Raw genomic sequence first — 19019 nt, forward strand, 5'->3', positions numbered from 1 at the left:
ATATCCGCCGTTTGATCATAGCGGTGGCGTCACCGATATGGTCGGTTCCCCCAGCAGTTCCCCCACGGGTTCCCCCAGCGCCTGATTTGCGCGCTCGATAATGTCGCTCGGCCAAGGCCCGTAGATGATGCCCGAACCGGGAGCAGGCTCGCCTGGCTCAAGGATCTTCGTGTCGAATCGATAACGAAACCCGCGCACGTCGTTCTCGGGCTCGGGATTTGAAATGAAGATGCGATAGCCCTCGCCCTTCGACGCGGCCTGTCGGCAAAGCTGCTCGGCGAGCGCTGCGAGCTGCTCGGCGGCGTGGTGTTCAAAAATGCTCATTATCGTCCCATCTTCGAGAAGGGCACGGCCGTCATCTTTGCCGCGGCGCCCTGGGCGATCGTCAGCGCGCGGGCGCGCTTGCCGTAGTGGCGGACCGTCTCGGGCGTCATGCCGAGGATCGCGCCGACGTCGGTGTCGCTGAGGCCGGTTTCGAGCAGGTAGCAGCACGCGTTCTTGCGCAGGCCGTGGAAGGTGTAGAGCGCCTGCCCCTGCGAATCGACGTGGCCCAGCTTCTTCATCATGCGCCGGATCTGCGACTGGATCGCCTCTTCGCTGCTGAAGGGGCGGCCGCTGCGGTCGTAGAGCACGGTGACGGCCTTCTTGGGCAGCTTGTCGATCTCCTCGCGCCAGAGCGGGTGCACGGGCACGCTGGCGTCGACATCGGTCTTGAACTGGGACAGCGACATGATGCCCGTCTTCAGCCAGCTGTGATGGATGCGAATCACGTCGCTGATACGCTGGCCGCTGCAAAGCCCGGTGGCGATCGCCAGCCAGAGCATCTGGCTCGCCTCGGCCTTCGCCTCCTCGAGCACGGTGGCGGGCCATGGTTCGTGCTCGCCGATCGGCAGCGGGGCGATGTCCGCCGCGGGATTGTCGGCCCGCCAGTCGCGCTCGGTGGCATAGGTGAGCATCAGTTTCAGGACGGTGAGCCAGACGTTCGCCTTGCCCGGCGTGCTCGCCAGCCCGTCGCGGAGCTCGTGGATATGGACCGGCCGGATGCCCTTCACGTCGAGGTCGCGCACCGCGGTGCGCTTCTTCGTCTTCTGGTTTTCGTAGATGAAGTCCGGATCCTCGAACATCGCGACGTAGCGCAGATAATTGGCGAGGGTGCTCGGCGAATAAGGCTTGATGCCCTTTTCCGGCTGGCCCTCGCGCTTCTTGCGCTTGCGCTGCTTCTTCGTCCAGCCGGCGGCGAGCGCGGTGCGGAAGGCAGTCGCCAGCGCCCAGAAGCTGCCGGGCTCGGGCGTGTCGCGCGATTCGGGCGCCGTGGCATATTCGCGGTTGACCCGGTCGAGCTCGATCGCGAAGCGCGGGTCGGTCGGCGCCGGAAGCTTGACGTAGAGATCCTTCCGCTTCCCCGCCTCGTCATAGTAGCGGAAGCGGCGATAGAAGCTGCCCTTTTTCTGGCAGACACCGGGGATGTTCAAGCGTCCCATCCCGTCGAGGTGTCACCGAAACCGCTGCGGCGGTCAATATAGGCGTCGAGCAGCCGGATGTCCCACAGCTTCACATTGCCGTTCGTGTCGCTGTGCGAGGGCAGGAGCCGCTTCGCCACGTCTTCGCGGAATTTGGTGCGGCCACGGCCGACATACGCCGCAGCCGTCTCCTCGTCGACCAGGCGGGGCGTTATTGCTGCGATGGTGGCGTGCTTACCCATAGCCGGCTCGCATGTCATCGAGCAGCCAGTCGGGGGCGAGGAAGCCTTCGCCAATCAGTTCCTCGACCTTGGCGATCGCGTCGGCCATGTCGGTGAACTCGAAGGTCTGCCCCGCCGCAGGATGGTCGATCGGCTCCCGATTCGCGTCGAGCCAAGCAAACCATTCCGGATTGCCTTTGCCGAGCTTCGTTTTCGGGTCGACGTCAATGACCTTCTGACCCGTGAAAGGTCGGCTCGGCCGGTGCCGATTTCCTGCGACGTTCACCGACACGAAACCGTCGACGTGATCGTAGATATGGAAATCGGATGTCGGCACATCCCAGTAAAGGTCGCCCCGCACGAAGAATTCGATCGCGCTGACACCTTCGGGAAGGGCGAGCGGGGTGCTCCAGCGAACGTAGCTCAATGCGCCGCCCTCCATAGGATCGGCGCGGCGAGTGGATCGATGCGATGCTTGCCGCGCGCCATCGGGTGCGTAGGGGCGCCGCTCTTCGTCGTCCCCCAGCACCATAGGTCAGGTTGCGGCGCGACACCGGTCTGGATTTCCTCGATGACGCTTTCATTCCATTCCCAGTCGATCTCGTTGGCGATGTTGCCGAAGCAGACGAAAACTTGATCCGCTGCCTTCGCGACGCGCGCGACGTGATCGCGGTTCGCGAATAGCTCGTCGCGGTCGTGCCAATAGCCACCGAAAGCATTTCGCACCCGTTCGCGGCAAACCTTGGGAGCGCTCGCGACGAAGCTGTAAAAGTTGACCGCGTCGAAGCCGCCGAAACCATAATGCTGGCACCAGTGAATCCACCAACGCGAGGTCGGGTCATCGCGATCCCCGCCTGCATCCGACGGGTTGCAGCCGATCATGCAAGCGATCGGCCCCGGTCCCCAGCGGCGGCCGAGCGTGCGCCGAACGCCCGGCGCGGGGAAGAAGGCAGTGCGACGCATGACCGGCTCGCCGAAGAGATCGACGGCAGGGGTGACAGCTTCTGTCATGCCGCCGCCTCATTGTCCGAGATCGCGGCCATGAACGTGTCGATCGAATCGGCGAGCGGCCGGACCTTCTTCGCCAAGTCAGCCAAGCCGCCATAGGTCTTCGCGACGCCGAGCCGGTGGACCATGCCGACGGCGCGGGCGAAGTTGTCGCCGCCGAACATGCGGCTGACCTCGTGCGGCTCCAGCCCGCAAGCGTCGTAGATCGCCTGGAGCTTCTCGTGCGCATCTTTCGCCTTGTCCTCGGCTCGGCGGACGCGGAACTCGACTTCGTTCTCGATCCGCTGTTTCGTCGTCTCCTCGTCGCGCGCTATGGCCTTCTCGATCGCTTCGCGCTCGATCTTGCGGTCGAGCTCACTGGCGCGGCGGAGCAGCGCGGCGAGGAATTCGCGCGATATCGGCACCGCCTCGGTGATCGGCGCCGGCTTGATGACGCGCAGTCCGTTGGGGTGAAGCTCGAAATGCCCCCATAGCTCGGGGAGCTCGCCTTCCTTGATCAGTCCCGGCGCGGTGACCATCCACCATTGCGAGCAATAGCGGGCGATCGCCTCGGCCTTCGCCGGCTGGCGCATCTCTTTCACCCAGTCCTGACGGCTGACCTTGATCTCGAATCCGGACAGGGAGAGCCCGCGGGAGGGCCATAGGCCCATCGCGACGGCATCCGCCCAGCGCCGCGCGCGGCCGCCCGTGGCGTCGCCGACCTCGAAGAACAGGGCATATTCAGGCGCGCAGAACTTCCTCGACAGCGCGGCGCGGATATCCGCGGCCCTCATGCCATCGGTTCCTTCGCCCGCAGCACGATCATCGTGCTGTCTTCGTTCTTCGACTGCCGCACCCAGCCGCCCTGGCATTCGTAAAACGAGCCCTGCTTGATGGTGAGCTCGCGGCTTCCGTCGTGGAGCTTCCCGATGATGCCGCGCTCCGTGTCGGATTCGGGGGTGAGCACGATCTGTTCGAGGCCGTCCTCGATGTAGAGGGCGATCTTCATGCTCGTTCTCCATCCTGCAAAGCGGCGTTGATCGCCTCGACGGCGAGATCGGCCAGCCAGGCGCGGCGCATGTTTTCGTCCATGTCCTCGCTGACGAGGGGCGTCATCGCCGCCACGGCGCGCGCGATCGCAAGGGGCGAAAGCGCGTAGCCACGCGCGCATGCCGCCTGGATGCGGGCCCTGCGCCGGGAATCGTTCCACTCCTCCCATTTCTCATCGATGATCGAAACGTCTTCGGTCGCGATGAAGTTTGCCGCGAACAGCGCGCGGGGCAGCCCGCCGGCGGGCGGGGCGCACGATACGACATCGCCGCGGTCCCACACCTTGCCGTAATCGACGACAACGCTCCTGACGACGCTCTCGCTGCCCACAAACGCCGGGTAGAAGCTCAAGCCCGACATCACCGACAGGAAGACCTTGCCGGTGCGGTTGACCTCGTCGAGCTCCTCGGGCCGCAATTCCCAGCAGCTGACATTGCAGGGGCCGCCGGGCTGGCGGAAGGTGTGCAGGTCCCGCACGTCGTCGCGCTCGGGCGGCGCCGTGAAGGTGAAGTTGCTGCCGGGGAAGTTGACCGCGTCAGCCATGGGCGGCTGCGCTCTTGCCGGTACCGTTGCAGTCTGCGCACTTGATGAAGTGCCAGCCGTCATCGTCTGGTGCCGCTTCCTCAGCTGCGGCCCAAGCGGCGCGCTCCGCTTCCGTCAACGAATCATCGTCTTTGTGGATCGGATAAACCCCGGTTCCTTCGCACTGCCCGTTGCACATTGTGGCGGGATCGGGCGGTGCCATTCCGAGGGCCGAGTATCGGTCGGTAAATTGCAGGTCCGTCATGAAAATCTCCTATCGTTGCTCCGCCTCCGGGTGCGTGATGCTGCGGACCCACTCGGCGAACTCGCCGGTTTCCCGGCAGGCGCGCTCGTAGATCGCGTCGAAATTCTGGTGATGGATCTCGATAGTCGACGACTGGCGCTCGCCCTGCGCCTTCAGGTCCGCGTTTTCCTTGCGAAGCGTCGACAGCTTCTCGTTGAGATAGTCGCGGGCAAGATCGTCGAAACACTTCGGCGCGATCTCGTCGGCTTCGTCCTCGTGAACCGCCGTAACTCCAGATGCTTCGTCGGCGTCGGATTCTGGATAGCGCCCCGCACGCTCTTTGAAGCCGGTGTAACCGCTATTGTTGGGGCGATAATAGAGGCCGCGCTTAACGAGCAGGTAGCTATGTGCCTCAGCCATTGGTCGCCTCCCTTGCCTCGTACCAGCTGGGCGGCGGCGCCCGCCCGCCACGGCAGAAACCGCAGCGCCCTTCGACTAAGCGGGGCATATCCTCGCCGCATTGAGCGCACTCGCCGGGCGCGCCGGCCGGGACAGGCGCGCGGGCGGCGATGATCGATCGCTCGAGGTGGGCATCGGCGAGCGTTGCTGCGAAGTCGGCGGTGTCAGCCATCTGCTTCGGTCACTTTCAGTTGGGCCGCGTGTCCGCTGTCGCAGAGTTTCGGGTGGGGGTTCCCGCACAGAGGGCAGCGGAGAGATTTCATGACAGCAGCGGCGAGCAGCATCTCCATGGGCAGCCATAGGGCGACCCAGACGTGTTCGCAGTCGCTCGCGCCGCAAAGCGCGACCATCGGCGTGCGGCCTTCAGGGACCGGGATAGGGATCGTCTTCACGCTGCACCGTCTGCAAAGGGAAAGGTGATGTCGGGGTTCGCCTCGCGCATCATGTCGCGCAGGAGCGGCGGCGGGGGCGCCTTCGGGTCGTATTTCGCGAGATACTCGCGCTGCGCCTTGCCCCATGCCTTGTAGGGCCAGTAGGCGCGCTCGCCGAAGGGATATGCGTCGCGGATCGCCCGGCGCCGGTCGGCAAAGCTGATATCGGCCGGGAGCGTGGCGTGGACCTGCGCGATGACCTGGCGGGCTTCGTCGGTGCGGCTCATGCCGCCACCTCGCCACTCTCGACCGGCGTGACGCGGTCGAGCAGATAGCAGCCCTTAACGCCCTCCAGCCAGATCACGGCCGAGTGGCCGGACAGGATGGCGGCGCGGGCGCGCGTGTGGGTGTCGACGTCGCTGCCGTCGTCTTTGCGCAGCGTGACGCGCTGGCCGATCGGGTACCGGGCGTTGAAGGTGTCGACCTGGTGCTGCAGGTCTTCGCGGGTCGGGCGGCCGGTCACGCGATTGCCGCCAGCGCTTCGTCGCGCGCGCGGGTGAGCGCGGCCATCTTGTCCTTGCTGCCGCCCGGCTTGTCGGGATGTTCGGTCTGCGCGAGCTCGCGATAACGCGCCTTGATGTCGCTCGCGGTTACATTCGCCTGGCGTAGATCAAGTACCTCCCGCCACGGCTTCGCGCCCTCGGGCGCCGGCAGGGCGACGAAGCCCTTGAACGTCTGCCGGACGATATGGAGCCCGCCGTGCCGCATTTCCGTGCGTCGGGCCTCAAGAATATGGTGGATCGCCTGCAGATTGTCCTCGACCTTGGGATAGCGGTCGACCGCGATGCAACGCTGTTGCCCCTCCCAATCGAACCAAACCGCCACACCGACATCTTTCGGCGGCTCGAACGCGATGCCCGCGACATTGCTGGTCACCGCGATCTCGGAAACCGCCTTGCCAGTGTCGGAAGCGAAGGCTGCGAGGGACTTTGTCACATTGTTGATCGCGGTCGACAGCCCGGTCTTGAACTGGCTGTGCGCCTTCCGCTCGGTGCGCGGTAGCCCGTCGGGCCAAGTCAACGGATAGGGGGGGATCGTTGTCATGCTGCCCTCGTCTGAAAAGGAAAGATCACGCCGTCGAGCAGCGGCCCGAGCGGGGTTTCGGGGTCATACTGGCGCAGATACTTGGCGCGCTCCTGGAGCCACGCCTGGTAGGGCCAGAAACGGCGCTCGCCGAAGGGATAGCCGCGCTTCAGCGCGCTGACGCGCATGCTGTAAGTGGCGTCGGCCGGGAGCGCGGCATGGATCTCGGCGATCTTCGCGCGGGCGCGCGCCGGATAATCCATGTCGATGGTACCGCCGTCGGGCATCCCCGCCTTCAACGCCTGGTTGTCGGCGTGGAGCAGCGCGTTAGCCTGCCGCGATGCCCGATAGGTGGCGGCGAGCGACCGGATAATCTCGGCATCGCGGTGGCGGCCCTCGGCGATGAGGCGCGCGCGTAGGTCTTCGGCCTCGCGCAGTTTAAGGTCGGCGCGGGCGGTCATGCGACTTCCTCCGCCGCCATCTCCTTGGCGATGTTGGCTCTCCACATATTGAGGTAGCCGCGGCAAAGGCGCATCTTGCGCGGGTTCTTGCCATCCTCGGGGTAGGCAAAGCCGTTCGCGTTCTGGATGTCGATCGGCACACCCTTATGGCAGAAGAATTGGCCGCCAGCCTTGAGCGCCGCGATCGTCTTCTTCCATTCTTCCTTGTCCTCCTGCTCGGGCGAGCCGGGACGGAAGGCGCAATTGTTGCACGGCTCGCTGAAGCTCGCGAGCCGTTCGGTCGGATCGAACATGTCGGCCGGTTCGAACGGCTCCCAGATTGTCTGGCAGTTACGGCAGACGCGAACCTCGCGCGAATAGAAGCCCTTCGGGCTCGGCGCATCGACGTCGATCGTCGCGCGGCTCCCGCATTTCGGGCACTGGTCGGCGCCCTTCATGATGCCGCTTCCTCTATGACCTCGTCATAGGTCGCGGCGAAAATGTCGGGCTTGCAGGGGTAGAGCTCACCCTGCACGCCGCGAATAACCCAGTCGTTCGGGCTGACGGTCATGATGCCTTCGAGCGTGCGGATATGCAGCGTGTTGAATTCGCCGTCCGCGCGCCCGATTGCGGTCACCCACATGGCGCCTTCCTGCCACGACTGCTTGCACAGCGCGTCGATCAGCCAGGTCGGCCACGTCGCGTCGGGCGCCTCATCGCCAGCGAAGACTGCGTTGCCGCTCGCCGGTTCGACGCGCAGAAACTGCACGGCTTCGATACGGACCGGCTTCTTGGTGAAGAAGGGCATCAGTTCATCTCGCCTTCGAGCGCGGCGATCTGGCGCTCCGCGTGAAGCTTCCCGAAATGGATGCCGAGCGGGAAGTTCGTCTCGAGCATCTGCGACAGTTGCTGATTGAGCTCGGGCGATTCGACATAGTCGCCCATCGCGATCAGGTGTCCGGCCTGCATTCCGGCGAACATGATGGCCGCAGTCATGCCGATCGCGATCAGGTCGCGCGGATCGTCCGCCTCGCCGATGCGCGCAAAAATTGTTTTGCGGAATTCGTCGCAGAGTTCGAACGACAGCTGCATCTGCGCTTCGTCGACACGGACCATGTTTTCGACATTGGGGTCGGTGGGCATCATCAATCTCCAGAAGGTCCGCCGCCACCCGCGTGGACGGTTGCGGGGGCGGCGGCAGGTTGTCCCGGTCGCGAGGTCAAGGAGCCGGGGGGTTCGGAATTAGGGCGGTGAGCGCCGCGGCGAATCTCGTCCGCGAGGCTGAAGTTCGGGCTGTCGACAGGGTCGATCCATTCCGCGACATCGGCTTCGATCAGCGGCAGGATCGACGCGATCACGCTAATATCGCGGGCGTCATAGGCGGTGCCGGCGCGGTGAAGCAGGTCGAGCGCGTAGAGGCGGTTGGCGTTGTCGATCATGGCTCGATCACCGGATTGCCGGCGACGTCGAAGGTGTTGCCGCGGTTGACGTGGATCACCGTCCCGCTGGCAAAGCACAGCCGGTAGCCGTCGCGGTGCGCGACGACGGCGGTCACCGTCTCGTGCGCAAGGTCGGCGACATCGACGGGCCGTTCGGCGAGATCGGTCACGGCGCTGCGCATGCACGCGTCGATGGTTTGCAGGCCGCCCGTCACCGCAGCACCGCCGCGGCGGCCGGGACGATGATCGTCAGGAAGCTGAATGCGATCGCGATCTTGGCGAGGGTGACGTCGAACGTCACCTCGGCGGTATCGGGATGCTCATGAGCAGACAGCATAGTGACCTCCGGCGTGGGCACCTGATGTGCCCTACGGCCGGAATAATGTGCCCTGATTGGGCATGTGTCAATCCATAAAATGCCCTATGCGGGCATATATGCCCTAAGCGCCCCAGTCGTCGGGATATTCCGGGTCGGGCTGCCAGTCGTCATCGACACGCTGGTCGGCCGGTTCGGGCGGCAGCACGGGCTCCTCGCCGTCGAAGGCGATTCGGATGAAACCGCCGCGATCGGTGCGGCCCTGAAAGATTGCCGCGGCCGAACCGCGCCGGATCTGCATCCCCACGTAAACCGCCCGGTTCGCGGGGATATAGCCCATCATCATGCCGCCGGTGTTGTCAACCGCGATTGCATGCTCGTCGTAGGGATTGTCGGGCTCGGGCCGCAGCTTCACCGGCTCGCCGCGCACGCACAAGCCGATCGCGAACAGGCGCGTCGGTGCCTTCGGGCTCTTGTTCGGATGTTCGGAGCCGACGATCGGCAGGGTGATCTGGGCAGGCACGCCCTATAAATATGCCCAGACCGCGGTAAGGGCAAACAGGCCTGCGATCCACAGTGCCATGACCTTGTGAAAGCGCTTCTCGCGCGCGTCATAGGACGCGACGTTCGTCGAGCCGGGGAGCCCCTGCGGCCGCTGCTCGGCGCCGTTCCCCATGCCCATGATCGGCAGCGCCGCGAGCACATAGGCGACGAAGATAATACCCCAGACGGTGTCGGTCATATCAGTGTCTCCTGGCCGACCACATGATGCGGCCGATGATCTTGATCGCGCTGCGCGGGAAGGTGCGCACGCGGTTTGCATGGTTCGGATTGTCGGAAATCACCTCGATCATGCCGGAGCCCGCGGGCGAGAGACGCTTGATCGCGCCGGCGCCCTCGATCGTCAGCGCGTAGATCCCGTCGAAGCGGCCTAGCTCCGCCTCGTCGAGGTTGATCATGACATCGTCATGGCTACCGATCGTCGGCTCCATGCTGTCGCCGATCCCCTTGCCGATGAGCAGGCGCCGCGGCGGCGTCGTGGTAATCTCGCGCAGCTTGGTCGCGTCGAAATCATAGGGCTGTTCCTCGATCCAGTCTTCGAGGCTGGTACCGTCGCCCATCGCGAGCTCGAGGTCGACCCTGCGCAGCTGCACCGGGCCCGCGTCATGGTACGCGCTGCGCGTAGGCATCTGGTCGGGCGCGCGCGCCATGTCGAGCGGCCGCGCCTCTTCGCGCTGGCCCGATGGCGGCATGAAGTTTGGCGATGCCCGTATCAGTTCGTCGGGCGGGCACCCGAGCGCCGCGCTGATCCGGTCGATCCAGTCCTGATTGAGCCGCCGGGCGCCGCGCTCGAGCTTACCGAGGTTGTTGATCGTCGTGCCGATCGCCTCCGCAAGCTGCTCCTGCGTCAGTCCCTTCGCTTTTCGAAGCTCGGCTATTCGGTTGTTCGCCATGCGTTTCTTGTGCCCCTGTTGGGCAGCTTTCGTATAGAGGACAGGTTGGGCACATTTTGTGTTTGACGATGTGCCCAAATTGGGCATATTGGGCGCATGACGCTGCTCGAACACATCAAGGCCAAGGGGCTCACCATGCCAGAAGCTGCGGCGCAGCTGGATGAGGCCGAGAGCACGATTCGCAAGATCGCCTATCGGCAACGCCAGCCCAGCCTCCCGCTCGCGGTCAAGATCGCGGCCTGGTCGGACGGCGCGGTTACCGAGGCCGAGCTCATCCTCGCGGAGGATGCGGCCTGATGTTTCACCGGTTCTCGCAGGGTGGCGCAGCGGCAGCGCACCGGGTTCATACCCCGGGGGTCGCGGGTTCGAATCCCGCCCCTGCAACCCATCCCCGGAGCGTTTCGCCCCCCCGGCGCTCCGGGCAGGCACGGCGGGGCTCCCTCCCCCCACAACCTCGGCCCCGCCGTGCCGTTTTTCGTCATCCTGTTCCATGGACGATCAGATGCCGGGCGGCCGCGCCTCATCCAATGGAAATGACGCCCGAATTTTCCAACGAGGCTGTAAAAGCCCTTGTCCGCGATGTCCTGCGGCACTTCGTCGGCCACGGCCGGACGGTCAGCTGGTCGGCCCTCGCCGATTCCACGTGGAACGGCGAAGGTCATGTCGACACCTGGGAGCGGCGCCTGCGCAGTTACGTCGAGCCCGACGGCCCGATGATGCCGCTCGACACGGCGATGCGTATCTTTTCGGCGCTGCCGCCCGCGGCTTTCCAGCGCATAGCCCGCCGCATGGGCTTCGTCACGGCGCCGCTGCGCGTCGAGCTCGACACGACGGTGCGTCATGCCGTCGCGGCGTGCGCCCGCTTTGCAGCGAACGGAGCCGAAGCGCTCGCTGACGGCCATCTGTCGCACGTCAGCCTCAACCGCCTTTCGAACGACGCCTTCGAGCTCGGCCCGATCATCAATTCCATCGCGGGGAGCGGATCGGCCCTGCGCTGACAGGCCCATTTCCCCGCGATGGTCCCACACGGCTCCTGTCGAGGGGGCGAACATTGGAGCATGAACCATGAGCGAAGCCACGGTTTCGGACGAACAGTTGCGCCTTTTCATCGAGCGCATCGAACGGCTCGAGGAGGAAAAGAAGGGCGTCGGCGACGATATCCGCGACACCTACAGCGAGATGAAATCGCAGGGGTATGACACCAGGCTTGTCCGCAAGCTGATCAAGTTGCGCAAGATGAACCCCCACGACCGCGCCGAGATGGAAGCGGTGCTCGAAGTCTATTGCAACGCGGTCGGTTTGCAGCTGAACCTGCCTCTCGCCACGGCGGCGTAATCATGCCCGAGGCCCGCGTCCACAAGCCCCGGCACTTGCCGTCCGGCGGCCCGCTACGGCGGCACGTCAAGCCGAAGGGTGCGCGCCGCGCGATCGTGCTGGCGGCGGATCATCCCGCGGTCGTCGAGGCTCGGACCATCTTTCCCACGACGGTCAACGAGCAGGATCATCCCCGCGTCAAGAACCTGCTGACAAGCGGGCACAACAGCCGCAAGATCGGCAAGGCGGTGACCAAGGGCCGCTGGCGCGGCATGCCGATCTTCACCCTGACACTCGAAGAGCGCGCCACCTGCCCGCGCAGCTGCAAGGAATGGCGCAGTTGCTACGGCAACGGCATGCCCTATGCGCAGCGCCTGCGCGATGACGGCTGGCTAATGACGGGCCTCGCCTTCGAGATCGAGGCGCTGGCGGAGCGGCACCCGGCCGGGTTCGTGGTGCGCCTGCATGTGCTCGGCGACTTCTACAGCACTGAATATGTCGGCTTCTGGCGCCTGATGCTGGCTCGTAACGACGCGTTGCGCATCTTCGGCTTCACCGCGCACGCTATGGAGAGCGAGATCGGCGGGGCCGTGCTCGCGCTCGACTTCGACTTCCATGACCGCTGCAGGATCCGCTTCTCCGGCACCGACGAAGAGGGGCTCGGCAGCCTAGTCATCGATCACGCCGCCGACAGCCAGCACGTTCTCTGTCCCGCCCAGTCCGACGCAACCGAGTGCTGCGGCACCTGCGGCCTCTGCTGGACCATGAACCGCACCGTTGAATTTGTGAGGCACTGATGGCCGCCGAGAATTACCGCAGCTTCCTCGAAGCAAAGATGCCCGCCGCGCCGCTCGCGGGGCTGCCGTGTACGCTCGACGAGGTGCCGACGCACCTGCTCGACGGGCGCCCCATCAAGGATCATCAGCGTCATATCGTGCGCTGGGCGGTCGAGGGCGGGCGACGTGCCCTGTTCGAAGCATTCGGGCTGGGTAAATCGATCCAGCAGTTGCTGATATGCGACATTATCCTGAAAAAGCTGGCGGCGCTGGAAGGCTTCATGCCCGACGCGCTGATTGTCTGCCCGCTCGGCGTCCGGATGGAGTTCATGAAGGATGCCGCGCTGCTTGGCATCGACGTCCGGTTCGTCAAATCGGACGCCGAGATTGAGGCCAGCGGCGATGACGGCGGCATTTTCCTCACGAATTACGAGAGCGTGCGCGAAGGCAAGATCACGGTCAGCCGGTTTCGCGTCGCCAGCCTGGACGAAGCATCGATCCTGCGCAGCTATGGCAGCAAGACGTTCCAGGAGTTCCTGCCCCTGTTCGAGGCGGTGCCTTATCGCTTCGTCGCGACCGCCACGCCCTCGCCGAACCGCTACAAGGAATTGATCCACTATGCCGGGTTCCTCGGCGTCATGGACACCGGGCAGGCGCTGACCCGCTTTTTCCAGCGCAACAGCGAGAAAGCGAACGACCTCCAGCTCTACCCGCACAAGGAAGACGAATTCTTCCTCTGGCTCAACAGCTGGGGCGTGTTCGTCCAGAAGCCGAGCGACCTCGGTTTCAGCGACGAAGGCTATGACCTGCCGCCGATCGAGGTGCGCTGGCACTGCGTCGAAACCGATATCAGCGACGCCGGCGCCGACAGCAACGGGCAGCAGCGCCTGATCCGCGACTATGCTGTCGGCGTCGTCGAGGCCAGCCGCGAGAAACGCCGCACGATGGATGCGCGCATCGCCAAGGCCGCCGAGATCATGGCGGCCGATCCCTCGGATCATTTCCTGATCTGGCACGACCTCGAGGACGAGCGGCGCGCAATCGAGGCGCTCGAAGTGCCCGGCCGCGATAAGATCGCCGCGGTCTATGGCTCGCAGAATCTCGACGCGCGCGAAGCGATTGTAGCCGACTTCAGCGAGGGTCGCATAAAGGATCTCGCCGCGAAGCCGGTGATGCTCGGCTCCGGTACCAACCTCCAGCGTCACTGCCACCGCGAGATTTTCGCGGGCATCGGCCACAAGTTCAACGACTTCATCCAGGCGATCTTCCGCGTCCAGCGTTTCGGGCAAACCGAGCCGGTCATCGTCGACTGCATCTATGCCGAAACCGAAGAGGAGGTCCGCCGCGACCTGCTCGAAAAGTGGGCGCTGCACGAAGAGCTCACCGCGCGCATGAGCGCGATCATCCGGCGCTACGGCCTCAACCACGCCGCGGCGGCCGACCTCGCCAGCCGCAGCATCGGTGTCGAGCGCGCCGAGGTGTCGGGGGCGGGCTGGACGCTCGCGCATAACGACTGCGTCGAAGAGGCCAAGCTGCTCGCCGATGACAGTCTCGACCTGATCGTCACGTCGATCCCCTTCAGCAATCACTATGAATATACGCCGAGCTATAACGACTTCGGCCACACCGACGACGACGCGCATTTCTTCGCGCAGATGGATTATCTGACGCCCGAGCTCTACCGCGCGCTCGCGCCCGGCCGGCTCGCCTGCATCCATGTGAAGGACCGGATCCTGTTCGGCGCCGTCACCGGCGAGGGCGTGCCGACGGTCAATCCCTTCCACGCCAAGACGCTGTTTCACTATCAGCAACACGGCTTCCAGTTCATGGGCATGATCACCGTCGTCACCGACGTCGTGCGCGAGAACAACCAGACCTATCGCCTCAGCTATTCGGAGATGCTGAAGGACGGCACCAAGATGGGCGCCGGCAGCCCCGAATATATCCTGCTGATGCGCAAGCCGCAGAGCGACCGCAGCAGGGGCTACGCCGATACGCCAGTCGCGAAGGATGCCAGCGATTACAGCCTGGCGCAGTGGCAGATCGACGCCCACGCCTTTTGGCGATCGTCGGGCGACAGGCCGCTCACACCGTCCGAGCTCGCCGAACATGCCCCGCGCTTCGCCGAAATGGGTGTCGGCCCGCTGGTCAAGGCGTTCACGACCGAAAGCCGCGAGATGATCTATGACGCCGCGGCGCACATCGCGATCGGCGAGACGATTGAGGCGCGCGACAAGAACGACGGCCGGGGTCATCTGCCCCGCACCTTCATGTCGCTCGCGCCGGGCAGCCATCACCCCGATGTGTGGGATGATGTCATCCGGATGAAGACGCTGAACCAGCTTCAGGTCGCGGCGAACCGGGAAAAGCATGTCTGCCCGCTCCAGTTCGATATCGTCGATCGGCTGATCGACCGCTTCAGCATGAAGGGTGAGCTCGTTTATGATCCCTTTTGCGGGCTTGGGACGGTGCCCATGCGCGCGATCATGAAGGGGCGCCGGGGCGCGGGCAGCGAGCTCAACCCCGATTATTTCCGCGACAGCTGCGCCTATCTCGCCGCGACCGAGCGCGAGATTGCCGTGCCGTCGCTGTTCGACCTGCTCGACATGGAGGAGGCGGCCTGATGCTCGCAGAACCGGAATTGCCGCTCGCCGATATCGGCCCGCTGACCTCGGCGAGGGTCGGCACACGCTTTGATCGCATCTCAGTCGAAGTCCGGCCGGACTATGGCGCGCCCGGAAAGCCGACGCGCGAATCGCCAGAACGATGGCCTGGAGTTGAAGTGCGCGGGCCTGCATTTCTGTCGCGAATGCAACAAGGCGGAGGGGCTGGTATGAAACTGCACCCCCTCTTCATCGACGGCTTCGCGGGCGGCGGCGGCGCCAGCACCGGTATTGGCCAGGCGCTTGGGCGCGACGTCGACATCGCGATCAACCACAGCCCAACCGCGATCGCCATCCATAAGGCTAATCATCCCGATACGGAACATCACTGCACCGATATCCGGCAACCCTTCCTTCCGCGCACTGCGACGCGTGGTCGGCCGGTGGCGGGCGCCTGGTTCTCGCCCGACTGCAAAGAATACAGCAAGGCGAAGGGCGGGCCGGTCAAGGACCGGTCGATTCGCGCGCTGTGCTGGGAAGTCATCCACTGGCTCGAAGAGACGTTGCCCGACGTCGGCTATCTCGAGAACGTCGAAGAGTTCGAATATGCCGCTCCGCTCGACAGCAACGGCGTGCCGCTGCCGGATCACAAGGGGCGCGAGTTCAAGAAGTTCAAGCGCAGCATCCGCCGCCTCGGCTATCGGGTGCAGCACCGCCTGCTGATCGCGTGCAACTATGGCGCGCCGACCAGCCGCAAACGCCTCTACATGATCTTCCGGCGGGACGGGAAACCGATCGTCTGGCCGAAGGCGACGCATGCGCCGGCCAAGGATCCCCGCGTGCTCGCGGGCAAGCTGCTGCCCTATCGCACCGCTGCCGAGTGCATCGATTGGAGCATCCCGTGCCCGTCGATCTTCGAGCGCCAGCGCGAGCTCGCCGAGGCGACGAAGCGCAGGATTGCGCATGGCGTGATGCGCTACGTCGTGAATGCCGCGCGGCCGTTCATCGTATCGGTCGCGCACGGCTACAGCGGCGGCAGGCGGGAATATCCCAGCACCGACCCGCTCGGCACGATCAGCGCTGGTGGCAATGCTCACGCGGCAGTCGATGCGACCCTTGCCCCGCACGTTACTAAATTCAGGGGCGGAGCGGTCGGATCGGACATGGCCGACCCGGCGCCGACGGTCACCGCGAACGGCTCGCCAGCGCGGCCCGCTGGCGCGACGCCGCTTGGCATGGTTTCGGCGCATCTTCACAAGATGGCGCAGAACGGCGTCGGGAAGGATGGGCGCGAGCCGCTTGACACCGCAATGGCGGGGGCGGCCAAGCATGGCGTCGTAGAGACCGAAATCGCGCCGATCATCACGCACGGCCAGCACGGGGGGCGCAATCACCGCGTCGACCAGCCGCACCACACCATCGCTGCGTCGAAGAAGGACACGAATGGCGTTGCCGCCGCGACGCTGATCCAGATAGGCTATGGTGAGCGGAAGGGTCAGGAGCCTCGCGTTCCGCATGTCGATAAGCCATTGGGTACCGTCGTAGGCGGCGGCAAGCACGGCGCCGTGACGGCGTTCCTTTCGAGCTTCTATACGAGCAGCACCAATGGCGGCCGCGCCGATCCGCTGCAGCCGCTCAAGACCACATGCGCCGGAGGCCAGCATCATGCCGTCGTCGCAGCGCACATCGAGCAGGCGAACACCGGCATGGTCGGGCATCTGCCTGAGAAGCCGCTCAGCACTATTGTCGGTAAGGGCTGCACGCAACGCATCGTCGAGACGACGCTGATCGAAGAGGGCGCGCTGCCGCCCGATACTATGGCGCGCGCGGTCCGCACCGCGGCCTTCCTCATAAAATATTATGGCAACGAGTCTGACGGACATGGTCTTTCCGAACCGATAGCGACGGTGACCACGAAGGATCGGTTCGCCGTCGTGACGGTAACCATCGACGCCGTGACCTATGTCATCGTCGATATTGGGTTGCGCATGCTGAAGCCGCGCGAGCTCGCCCGGGCGCAGGGCTTCCCCGACGACTATGTTCTCGACCCGGTTGTGCGCAAATTTCTGCGCGGCAAGTGGGTCGAGCGCCCGCTGACGATCGCCGAGCAGATCAGTGCGATCGGCAACAGCGTCTGCCCGCCCGTGGCGCGCGCGCTCGTGGCCGCCAATCAGCCGGACCTCTGCAACTGGCAGCCTGAGGCGATGGCGGCATGACCAGCGCCGCTACCGGCCGGATGGCACGCATCCTCGGCGCAGTCTTCCGCGTCAAAGCAATTGCGCCTGCGCAGCGCGATGAGGGCGGCCGGTATGTCTCACCGCATAGGCTCGCCGTGCGCGCCAAATGTCGCGAGCAGTGCGCCGCAATGGGCAAGGAAGTGCCGGAGGCGCTCCGGTGAGCAACCACCTCATCACCGAATGCTACAAGCGGAAGCTGGGCAGCGTCACGCGCCTGGCGATGATGGCCTATCTCGCGGACAAGGCGGCCGACTGCGGCGGCGGCATCTATGCGTCGAAGCAGACGATGGCCGATGAGCTCGACCTGACCAAGAAGACGGTCATCACCACGATACAGGGATTGATCGCCGACGGGCTGCTGATCGCCGTCGGAACGAAGCCCTGCGCCAATGGCCACACGGTCGATTATGCGATCGTCGTCGATGCCCTGCTCGCGCTGCCGCTGGTCGGATGCTGGGAGCGCAAGGCGCGTTTCACCGGTGTAAAATCTTCACCGGTGAAGCGGCCGGACCGGTCACGCTCCGACACGGGGAGGGGTGTAGCAGCTACACCCAAACCCCCCTTAGAACCTAAACCCCTATCATCAGCTGACGCTGATGATCCGCCCCACGAGGAAAAGGGCGAACAGGAAGGAAAGAAAGATCGACCGGAGCCGAAGGCTCGGATGCGCAAAACCCGCACGCCCGGGCACCGTCTCCCCGCCGATTGGGAGGCGCCGGCGCCCGAAGACCTGCCGCCTGTCGCCGCGCGTCTGGTCGCGCAATGGCCCGACGGAGCATACGAGGCTGTCTGCGAGGCGTTCAAGCTACACTGGCTCGCCGAAACCCGCGCGATCGGCTGCAAGTCCGATTGGCGCGCAGCGCTCGGGAAGTGGGTCAACAACGACCATCCCCGTGTAATGCATGCAAAAATGCGCGGCGTCAGCTTCGCGCCGCCGCACGCCGCGCGCCCCGCGGTGGCTTCCGCGCTGCCGCCTGCGCCGGTTCGCGCCAAGGCTCGCGAGGATGCGCGGAGCGCGGCCGTTCACGCCGCGCTCGAAAAGGAACTCGGCCCCACGACCTACAGCAGCTGGATCAAGGGAGCGGCGATCCTGTTCGGCGAGGAGACGGTGACCGTCGTCTGCGTCTCGAAGTTCGCGGCGGGCTGGGTCGAGAATAATCTCGCAATCCAGATCGGCGCGGCGGTCGCGGCGGCAAGCGGCTCTGTCGTCGGGCGTGTCGTCTTTCAGGCAGAGGCGGCGGCGCCCGCGCCGCGCCAGGAGGCGGTCGGTGGATGATGTCCGCATACCGATCGTCATCACCCTGCATGCCATCCGGCGCTACCGCGAGCGCGTCGCCAAGATCCCGGCGCGGATCATTGTCGAGCGGCTCAGCGGGCCCGCGTTCGACGCCTGCGACCGGCTCGGCGGCGGTGCCGTCATCCTGCCGACCGGGCACCGCGCCGTGTGCGGCGACGGCGCGGTCATCACCATTCTGCCGCACGGGCGCAAGTTCATGGGTTTCGTTGGGAAGCATCGTCGATGAAGAAAGCTGAAGTGGCCGCGCTGATTTGCGACCTGCCGATCAAGGATCGGCGGATTTACGGCGCCCTGGTCGCGGCGGCCGATGCCGGGCGGCCCGCGCCGACATGCGACGATCTGCTCGAGGTCAGCGGCTATTCGGCGGTGAGCAGCACCGTCGGTGCGGTCCAGCGGCTGGAACAGCGCGGCCTGATCGAGGTGCGCCGGTACCAGCGCAGTCGGCAGATCATGATCGTCGAATCGGGTCTGTGGACCTCGCGCCCGCTCAACACCGCGCCGCACTGGCGCGAGCGGCCGCGCGAGGTGCCGACGCCCTCGCCCGTCGCGGTTAAGGCGCGCGATCCCGATGTCAGCGCCGAGATCCTGAAATGGGCGAGCAGCCGCGGCGTGAGCCTGTCCGAGGCGCTCGCCGATCTCGTCTATGTCGGCTGGAAGGTGGAGATGGAGCGTGGTTGAAGCCCAAAAATTTGTAGCGCCCGAACCGATCGTCGGGGAAATGCATGATCACTATCTCCGTCGCCTCG

The 19019-nt window shown here is 65.2% G+C and carries 34 protein-coding genes and 1 tRNA gene; 11 read left to right on the forward strand and 24 right to left on the reverse strand.

All coding sequences use genetic code 11. The annotated features are described in order from the left end of the window. Positions 1 to 15: 15 nt before the first annotated feature. The 24 genes from SPYCA_RS14285 to SPYCA_RS14400 all read right to left on the reverse strand — a co-directional run bounded on the left by SPYCA_RS14285 (position 16) and on the right by SPYCA_RS14400 (position 10046). Positions 16 to 324 (reverse strand): hypothetical protein, encoded by a 309-nt coding sequence (locus SPYCA_RS14285; protein ID WP_120221435.1) that lies wholly within the window; start codon positions 322 to 324, stop codon positions 16 to 18. Continuing rightward, complete coding sequence (locus SPYCA_RS14290; RefSeq protein ID WP_120221436.1) at positions 324 to 1481, reverse strand: tyrosine-type recombinase/integrase; 1158 nt, start codon at positions 1479 to 1481, stop codon at positions 324 to 326. The genes SPYCA_RS14285 and SPYCA_RS14290 overlap by 1 nt, the downstream gene beginning before the upstream one ends. After that, positions 1469 to 1702, reverse strand: coding sequence for a hypothetical protein (locus SPYCA_RS14295; protein ID WP_120221438.1), 234 nt, complete (start codon positions 1700 to 1702; stop codon positions 1469 to 1471). Before SPYCA_RS14295 ends, SPYCA_RS14290 begins: the two co-directional genes overlap by 13 nt. Further along, complete coding sequence (locus SPYCA_RS14300; RefSeq protein ID WP_146625149.1) at positions 1695 to 2108, reverse strand: hypothetical protein; 414 nt, start codon at positions 2106 to 2108, stop codon at positions 1695 to 1697. The genes SPYCA_RS14295 and SPYCA_RS14300 overlap by 8 nt, the downstream gene beginning before the upstream one ends. Then, positions 2105 to 2692 carry a DUF1643 domain-containing protein gene (locus tag SPYCA_RS14305; protein WP_120221442.1) on the reverse strand — a complete coding sequence of 196 codons (588 nt, stop codon included), beginning with the start codon at positions 2690 to 2692 and terminating at the stop codon, positions 2105 to 2107. The genes SPYCA_RS14300 and SPYCA_RS14305 overlap by 4 nt, the downstream gene beginning before the upstream one ends. Continuing rightward, positions 2689 to 3462 (reverse strand): hypothetical protein, encoded by a 774-nt coding sequence (locus tag SPYCA_RS14310; protein ID WP_120221444.1) that lies wholly within the window; start codon positions 3460 to 3462, stop codon positions 2689 to 2691. The genes SPYCA_RS14305 and SPYCA_RS14310 overlap by 4 nt, the downstream gene beginning before the upstream one ends. Next, positions 3459 to 3677, reverse strand: coding sequence for a hypothetical protein (locus SPYCA_RS14315; protein ID WP_120221446.1), 219 nt, complete (start codon positions 3675 to 3677; stop codon positions 3459 to 3461). Before SPYCA_RS14315 ends, SPYCA_RS14310 begins: the two co-directional genes overlap by 4 nt. Beyond that, positions 3674 to 4261 carry a hypothetical protein gene (locus SPYCA_RS14320; protein ID WP_120221447.1) on the reverse strand — a complete coding sequence of 196 codons (588 nt, stop codon included), beginning with the start codon at positions 4259 to 4261 and terminating at the stop codon, positions 3674 to 3676. Before SPYCA_RS14320 ends, SPYCA_RS14315 begins: the two co-directional genes overlap by 4 nt. Continuing rightward, positions 4254 to 4505 (reverse strand): hypothetical protein, encoded by a 252-nt coding sequence (locus tag SPYCA_RS14325; RefSeq protein WP_120221449.1) that lies wholly within the window; start codon positions 4503 to 4505, stop codon positions 4254 to 4256. The genes SPYCA_RS14320 and SPYCA_RS14325 overlap by 8 nt, the downstream gene beginning before the upstream one ends. Positions 4506 to 4514: 9 nt before the next feature. Then, on the reverse strand, positions 4515 to 4904 hold the full coding sequence (locus SPYCA_RS14330) for a hypothetical protein (RefSeq protein ID WP_120221451.1): 390 nt from the start codon (positions 4902 to 4904) through the stop codon (positions 4515 to 4517). After that, positions 4897 to 5115 carry a conjugal transfer protein TraR gene (locus SPYCA_RS14335; RefSeq protein ID WP_120221453.1) on the reverse strand — a complete coding sequence of 73 codons (219 nt, stop codon included), beginning with the start codon at positions 5113 to 5115 and terminating at the stop codon, positions 4897 to 4899. The genes SPYCA_RS14330 and SPYCA_RS14335 overlap by 8 nt, the downstream gene beginning before the upstream one ends. A gap of 216 nt (positions 5116 to 5331) precedes the next feature. Next, positions 5332 to 5601 carry a hypothetical protein gene (locus tag SPYCA_RS14345; RefSeq protein ID WP_197715348.1) on the reverse strand — a complete coding sequence of 90 codons (270 nt, stop codon included), beginning with the start codon at positions 5599 to 5601 and terminating at the stop codon, positions 5332 to 5334. Continuing rightward, positions 5598 to 5837: a hypothetical protein gene (locus SPYCA_RS14350; RefSeq protein WP_120221457.1), complete on the reverse strand. Its 240-nt coding sequence runs from the start codon at positions 5835 to 5837 to the stop codon at positions 5598 to 5600. The genes SPYCA_RS14345 and SPYCA_RS14350 overlap by 4 nt, the downstream gene beginning before the upstream one ends. Next, positions 5834 to 6418 carry a J domain-containing protein gene (locus SPYCA_RS14355; protein ID WP_120221459.1) on the reverse strand — a complete coding sequence of 195 codons (585 nt, stop codon included), beginning with the start codon at positions 6416 to 6418 and terminating at the stop codon, positions 5834 to 5836. Before SPYCA_RS14355 ends, SPYCA_RS14350 begins: the two co-directional genes overlap by 4 nt. Then, positions 6415 to 6858, reverse strand: coding sequence for a hypothetical protein (locus tag SPYCA_RS14360; protein ID WP_120221461.1), 444 nt, complete (start codon positions 6856 to 6858; stop codon positions 6415 to 6417). Before SPYCA_RS14360 ends, SPYCA_RS14355 begins: the two co-directional genes overlap by 4 nt. After that, positions 6855 to 7295 carry a hypothetical protein gene (locus SPYCA_RS14365; protein ID WP_120221463.1) on the reverse strand — a complete coding sequence of 147 codons (441 nt, stop codon included), beginning with the start codon at positions 7293 to 7295 and terminating at the stop codon, positions 6855 to 6857. The genes SPYCA_RS14360 and SPYCA_RS14365 overlap by 4 nt, the downstream gene beginning before the upstream one ends. Then, a complete protein-coding gene (locus SPYCA_RS14370) occupies positions 7292 to 7645 on the reverse strand; it encodes a hypothetical protein (protein WP_120221465.1) in 354 nt (117 codons plus the stop codon). The genes SPYCA_RS14365 and SPYCA_RS14370 overlap by 4 nt, the downstream gene beginning before the upstream one ends. Next, positions 7645 to 7980, reverse strand: coding sequence for a hypothetical protein (locus SPYCA_RS14375; protein WP_120221467.1), 336 nt, complete (start codon positions 7978 to 7980; stop codon positions 7645 to 7647). Before SPYCA_RS14375 ends, SPYCA_RS14370 begins: the two co-directional genes overlap by 1 nt. 2 nt (positions 7981 to 7982) lie before the next feature. Continuing rightward, positions 7983 to 8276: a hypothetical protein gene (locus SPYCA_RS14380; protein ID WP_120221469.1), complete on the reverse strand. Its 294-nt coding sequence runs from the start codon at positions 8274 to 8276 to the stop codon at positions 7983 to 7985. Further along, complete coding sequence (locus tag SPYCA_RS14385; protein ID WP_146625151.1) at positions 8273 to 8458, reverse strand: hypothetical protein; 186 nt, start codon at positions 8456 to 8458, stop codon at positions 8273 to 8275. Before SPYCA_RS14385 ends, SPYCA_RS14380 begins: the two co-directional genes overlap by 4 nt. Positions 8459 to 8487: 29 nt before the next feature. Continuing rightward, complete coding sequence (locus tag SPYCA_RS19725; RefSeq protein ID WP_269462426.1) at positions 8488 to 8613, reverse strand: hypothetical protein; 126 nt, start codon at positions 8611 to 8613, stop codon at positions 8488 to 8490. A 103-nt stretch (positions 8614 to 8716) separates the two neighbouring features. Beyond that, positions 8717 to 9115, reverse strand: coding sequence for an HIRAN domain-containing protein (locus SPYCA_RS14390; protein ID WP_120221473.1), 399 nt, complete (start codon positions 9113 to 9115; stop codon positions 8717 to 8719). 3 nt (positions 9116 to 9118) lie between these two features. Continuing rightward, entirely contained in the window at positions 9119 to 9334 is a 216-nt protein-coding gene (locus SPYCA_RS14395; protein WP_120221475.1) for a hypothetical protein, read from the reverse strand. Position 9335: 1 nt separating this feature from the next. Continuing rightward, positions 9336 to 10046: an XRE family transcriptional regulator gene (locus tag SPYCA_RS14400; protein ID WP_172595091.1), complete on the reverse strand. Its 711-nt coding sequence runs from the start codon at positions 10044 to 10046 to the stop codon at positions 9336 to 9338. Between the two features lie 96 nt (positions 10047 to 10142). On the opposite strand from SPYCA_RS14400, the gene SPYCA_RS14405 reads away from it, so the two are divergent. From SPYCA_RS14405 to SPYCA_RS14450, 11 genes are all read left to right on the forward strand, one after another. Beyond that, positions 10143 to 10343 (forward strand): helix-turn-helix domain-containing protein, encoded by a 201-nt coding sequence (locus SPYCA_RS14405; protein WP_120221479.1) that lies wholly within the window; start codon positions 10143 to 10145, stop codon positions 10341 to 10343. 15 nt (positions 10344 to 10358) lie between these two features. After that, positions 10359 to 10430: transfer RNA gene (locus SPYCA_RS14410), tRNA-Met, on the forward strand. 149 nt (positions 10431 to 10579) lie between these two features. Beyond that, complete coding sequence (locus tag SPYCA_RS14415) at positions 10580 to 11044, forward strand: hypothetical protein (protein ID WP_146625152.1); 465 nt, start codon at positions 10580 to 10582, stop codon at positions 11042 to 11044. Positions 11045 to 11111: 67 nt separating this feature from the next. Then, entirely contained in the window at positions 11112 to 11381 is a 270-nt protein-coding gene (locus tag SPYCA_RS14420) for a DUF2312 domain-containing protein (RefSeq protein ID WP_120221483.1), read from the forward strand. Positions 11382 to 11383: 2 nt separating this feature from the next. Continuing rightward, complete coding sequence (locus tag SPYCA_RS14425) at positions 11384 to 12157, forward strand: hypothetical protein (RefSeq protein ID WP_146625153.1); 774 nt, start codon at positions 11384 to 11386, stop codon at positions 12155 to 12157. Beyond that, a complete protein-coding gene (locus SPYCA_RS14430; RefSeq protein WP_120221487.1) occupies positions 12157 to 14760 on the forward strand; it encodes a DNA methyltransferase in 2604 nt (867 codons plus the stop codon). Before SPYCA_RS14425 ends, SPYCA_RS14430 begins: the two co-directional genes overlap by 1 nt. A 209-nt stretch (positions 14761 to 14969) precedes the next feature. After that, the gene (locus SPYCA_RS14435; RefSeq protein ID WP_120221489.1) at positions 14970 to 16955 is read left to right on the forward strand and encodes a DNA cytosine methyltransferase; all 1986 of its coding nucleotides are present in this window, start codon (positions 14970 to 14972) and stop codon (positions 16953 to 16955) included. Further along, positions 16952 to 17137 (forward strand): hypothetical protein, encoded by a 186-nt coding sequence (locus SPYCA_RS19090; RefSeq protein WP_146625154.1) that lies wholly within the window; start codon positions 16952 to 16954, stop codon positions 17135 to 17137. The genes SPYCA_RS14435 and SPYCA_RS19090 overlap by 4 nt, the downstream gene beginning before the upstream one ends. Then, the gene (locus tag SPYCA_RS14440) at positions 17134 to 18252 is read left to right on the forward strand and encodes a DnaA N-terminal domain-containing protein (protein WP_172595092.1); all 1119 of its coding nucleotides are present in this window, start codon (positions 17134 to 17136) and stop codon (positions 18250 to 18252) included. Before SPYCA_RS19090 ends, SPYCA_RS14440 begins: the two co-directional genes overlap by 4 nt. Then, positions 18245 to 18499 (forward strand): hypothetical protein, encoded by a 255-nt coding sequence (locus SPYCA_RS14445; protein ID WP_120221493.1) that lies wholly within the window; start codon positions 18245 to 18247, stop codon positions 18497 to 18499. Before SPYCA_RS14440 ends, SPYCA_RS14445 begins: the two co-directional genes overlap by 8 nt. Then, complete coding sequence (locus SPYCA_RS14450; RefSeq protein WP_120221495.1) at positions 18496 to 18951, forward strand: hypothetical protein; 456 nt, start codon at positions 18496 to 18498, stop codon at positions 18949 to 18951. Before SPYCA_RS14445 ends, SPYCA_RS14450 begins: the two co-directional genes overlap by 4 nt. The last annotated feature ends 68 nt before the right edge of the window (positions 18952 to 19019 follow it).

The sequence above is a fragment of the Sphingopyxis sp. FD7 genome, assembly GCF_003609835.1.
Classification (GTDB): domain Bacteria; phylum Pseudomonadota; class Alphaproteobacteria; order Sphingomonadales; family Sphingomonadaceae; genus Sphingopyxis.

Coding starts and splice junctions, on each gene's coding strand:
- SPYCA_RS14285 (WP_120221435.1), bottom strand. CDS start 324: ATGAGCATTTTTGAACACCACGCCGCCGAGCAGCTCGCAGCGCTCGCC.
- SPYCA_RS14290 (WP_120221436.1), bottom strand. CDS start 1,481: ATGGGACGCTTGAACATCCCCGGTGTCTGCCAGAAAAAGGGCAGCTTC.
- SPYCA_RS14295 (WP_120221438.1), bottom strand. CDS start 1,702: ATGGGTAAGCACGCCACCATCGCAGCAATAACGCCCCGCCTGGTCGAC.
- SPYCA_RS14305 (WP_120221442.1), bottom strand. CDS start 2,692: ATGACAGAAGCTGTCACCCCTGCCGTCGATCTCTTCGGCGAGCCGGTC.
- SPYCA_RS14310 (WP_120221444.1), bottom strand. CDS start 3,462: ATGAGGGCCGCGGATATCCGCGCCGCGCTGTCGAGGAAGTTCTGCGCG.
- SPYCA_RS14315 (WP_120221446.1), bottom strand. CDS start 3,677: ATGAAGATCGCCCTCTACATCGAGGACGGCCTCGAACAGATCGTGCTC.
- SPYCA_RS14320 (WP_120221447.1), bottom strand. CDS start 4,261: ATGGCTGACGCGGTCAACTTCCCCGGCAGCAACTTCACCTTCACGGCG.
- SPYCA_RS14325 (WP_120221449.1), bottom strand. CDS start 4,505: ATGACGGACCTGCAATTTACCGACCGATACTCGGCCCTCGGAATGGCA.
- SPYCA_RS14330 (WP_120221451.1), bottom strand. CDS start 4,904: ATGGCTGAGGCACATAGCTACCTGCTCGTTAAGCGCGGCCTCTATTAT.
- SPYCA_RS14335 (WP_120221453.1), bottom strand. CDS start 5,115: ATGGCTGACACCGCCGACTTCGCAGCAACGCTCGCCGATGCCCACCTC.
- SPYCA_RS14345 (WP_197715348.1), bottom strand. CDS start 5,601: ATGAGCCGCACCGACGAAGCCCGCCAGGTCATCGCGCAGGTCCACGCC.
- SPYCA_RS14355 (WP_120221459.1), bottom strand. CDS start 6,418: ATGACAACGATCCCCCCCTATCCGTTGACTTGGCCCGACGGGCTACCG.
- SPYCA_RS14360 (WP_120221461.1), bottom strand. CDS start 6,858: ATGACCGCCCGCGCCGACCTTAAACTGCGCGAGGCCGAAGACCTACGC.
- SPYCA_RS14365 (WP_120221463.1), bottom strand. CDS start 7,295: ATGAAGGGCGCCGACCAGTGCCCGAAATGCGGGAGCCGCGCGACGATC.
- SPYCA_RS14370 (WP_120221465.1), bottom strand. CDS start 7,645: ATGCCCTTCTTCACCAAGAAGCCGGTCCGTATCGAAGCCGTGCAGTTT.
- SPYCA_RS14375 (WP_120221467.1), bottom strand. CDS start 7,980: ATGCCCACCGACCCCAATGTCGAAAACATGGTCCGTGTCGACGAAGCG.
- SPYCA_RS14380 (WP_120221469.1), bottom strand. CDS start 8,276: ATGATCGACAACGCCAACCGCCTCTACGCGCTCGACCTGCTTCACCGC.
- SPYCA_RS14385 (WP_146625151.1), bottom strand. CDS start 8,458: ATGCGCAGCGCCGTGACCGATCTCGCCGAACGGCCCGTCGATGTCGCC.
- SPYCA_RS19725 (WP_269462426.1), bottom strand. CDS start 8,613: ATGCTGTCTGCTCATGAGCATCCCGATACCGCCGAGGTGACGTTCGAC.
- SPYCA_RS14395 (WP_120221475.1), bottom strand. CDS start 9,334: ATGACCGACACCGTCTGGGGTATTATCTTCGTCGCCTATGTGCTCGCG.
- SPYCA_RS14400 (WP_172595091.1), bottom strand. CDS start 10,046: ATGGCGAACAACCGAATAGCCGAGCTTCGAAAAGCGAAGGGACTGACG.
- SPYCA_RS14405 (WP_120221479.1), top strand. CDS start 10,143: ATGACGCTGCTCGAACACATCAAGGCCAAGGGGCTCACCATGCCAGAA.
- SPYCA_RS14415 (WP_146625152.1), top strand. CDS start 10,580: ATGACGCCCGAATTTTCCAACGAGGCTGTAAAAGCCCTTGTCCGCGAT.
- SPYCA_RS14420 (WP_120221483.1), top strand. CDS start 11,112: ATGAGCGAAGCCACGGTTTCGGACGAACAGTTGCGCCTTTTCATCGAG.
- SPYCA_RS14425 (WP_146625153.1), top strand. CDS start 11,384: ATGCCCGAGGCCCGCGTCCACAAGCCCCGGCACTTGCCGTCCGGCGGC.
- SPYCA_RS14430 (WP_120221487.1), top strand. CDS start 12,157: ATGGCCGCCGAGAATTACCGCAGCTTCCTCGAAGCAAAGATGCCCGCC.
- SPYCA_RS14435 (WP_120221489.1), top strand. CDS start 14,970: ATGAAACTGCACCCCCTCTTCATCGACGGCTTCGCGGGCGGCGGCGGC.
- SPYCA_RS19090 (WP_146625154.1), top strand. CDS start 16,952: ATGACCAGCGCCGCTACCGGCCGGATGGCACGCATCCTCGGCGCAGTC.
- SPYCA_RS14450 (WP_120221495.1), top strand. CDS start 18,496: ATGAAGAAAGCTGAAGTGGCCGCGCTGATTTGCGACCTGCCGATCAAG.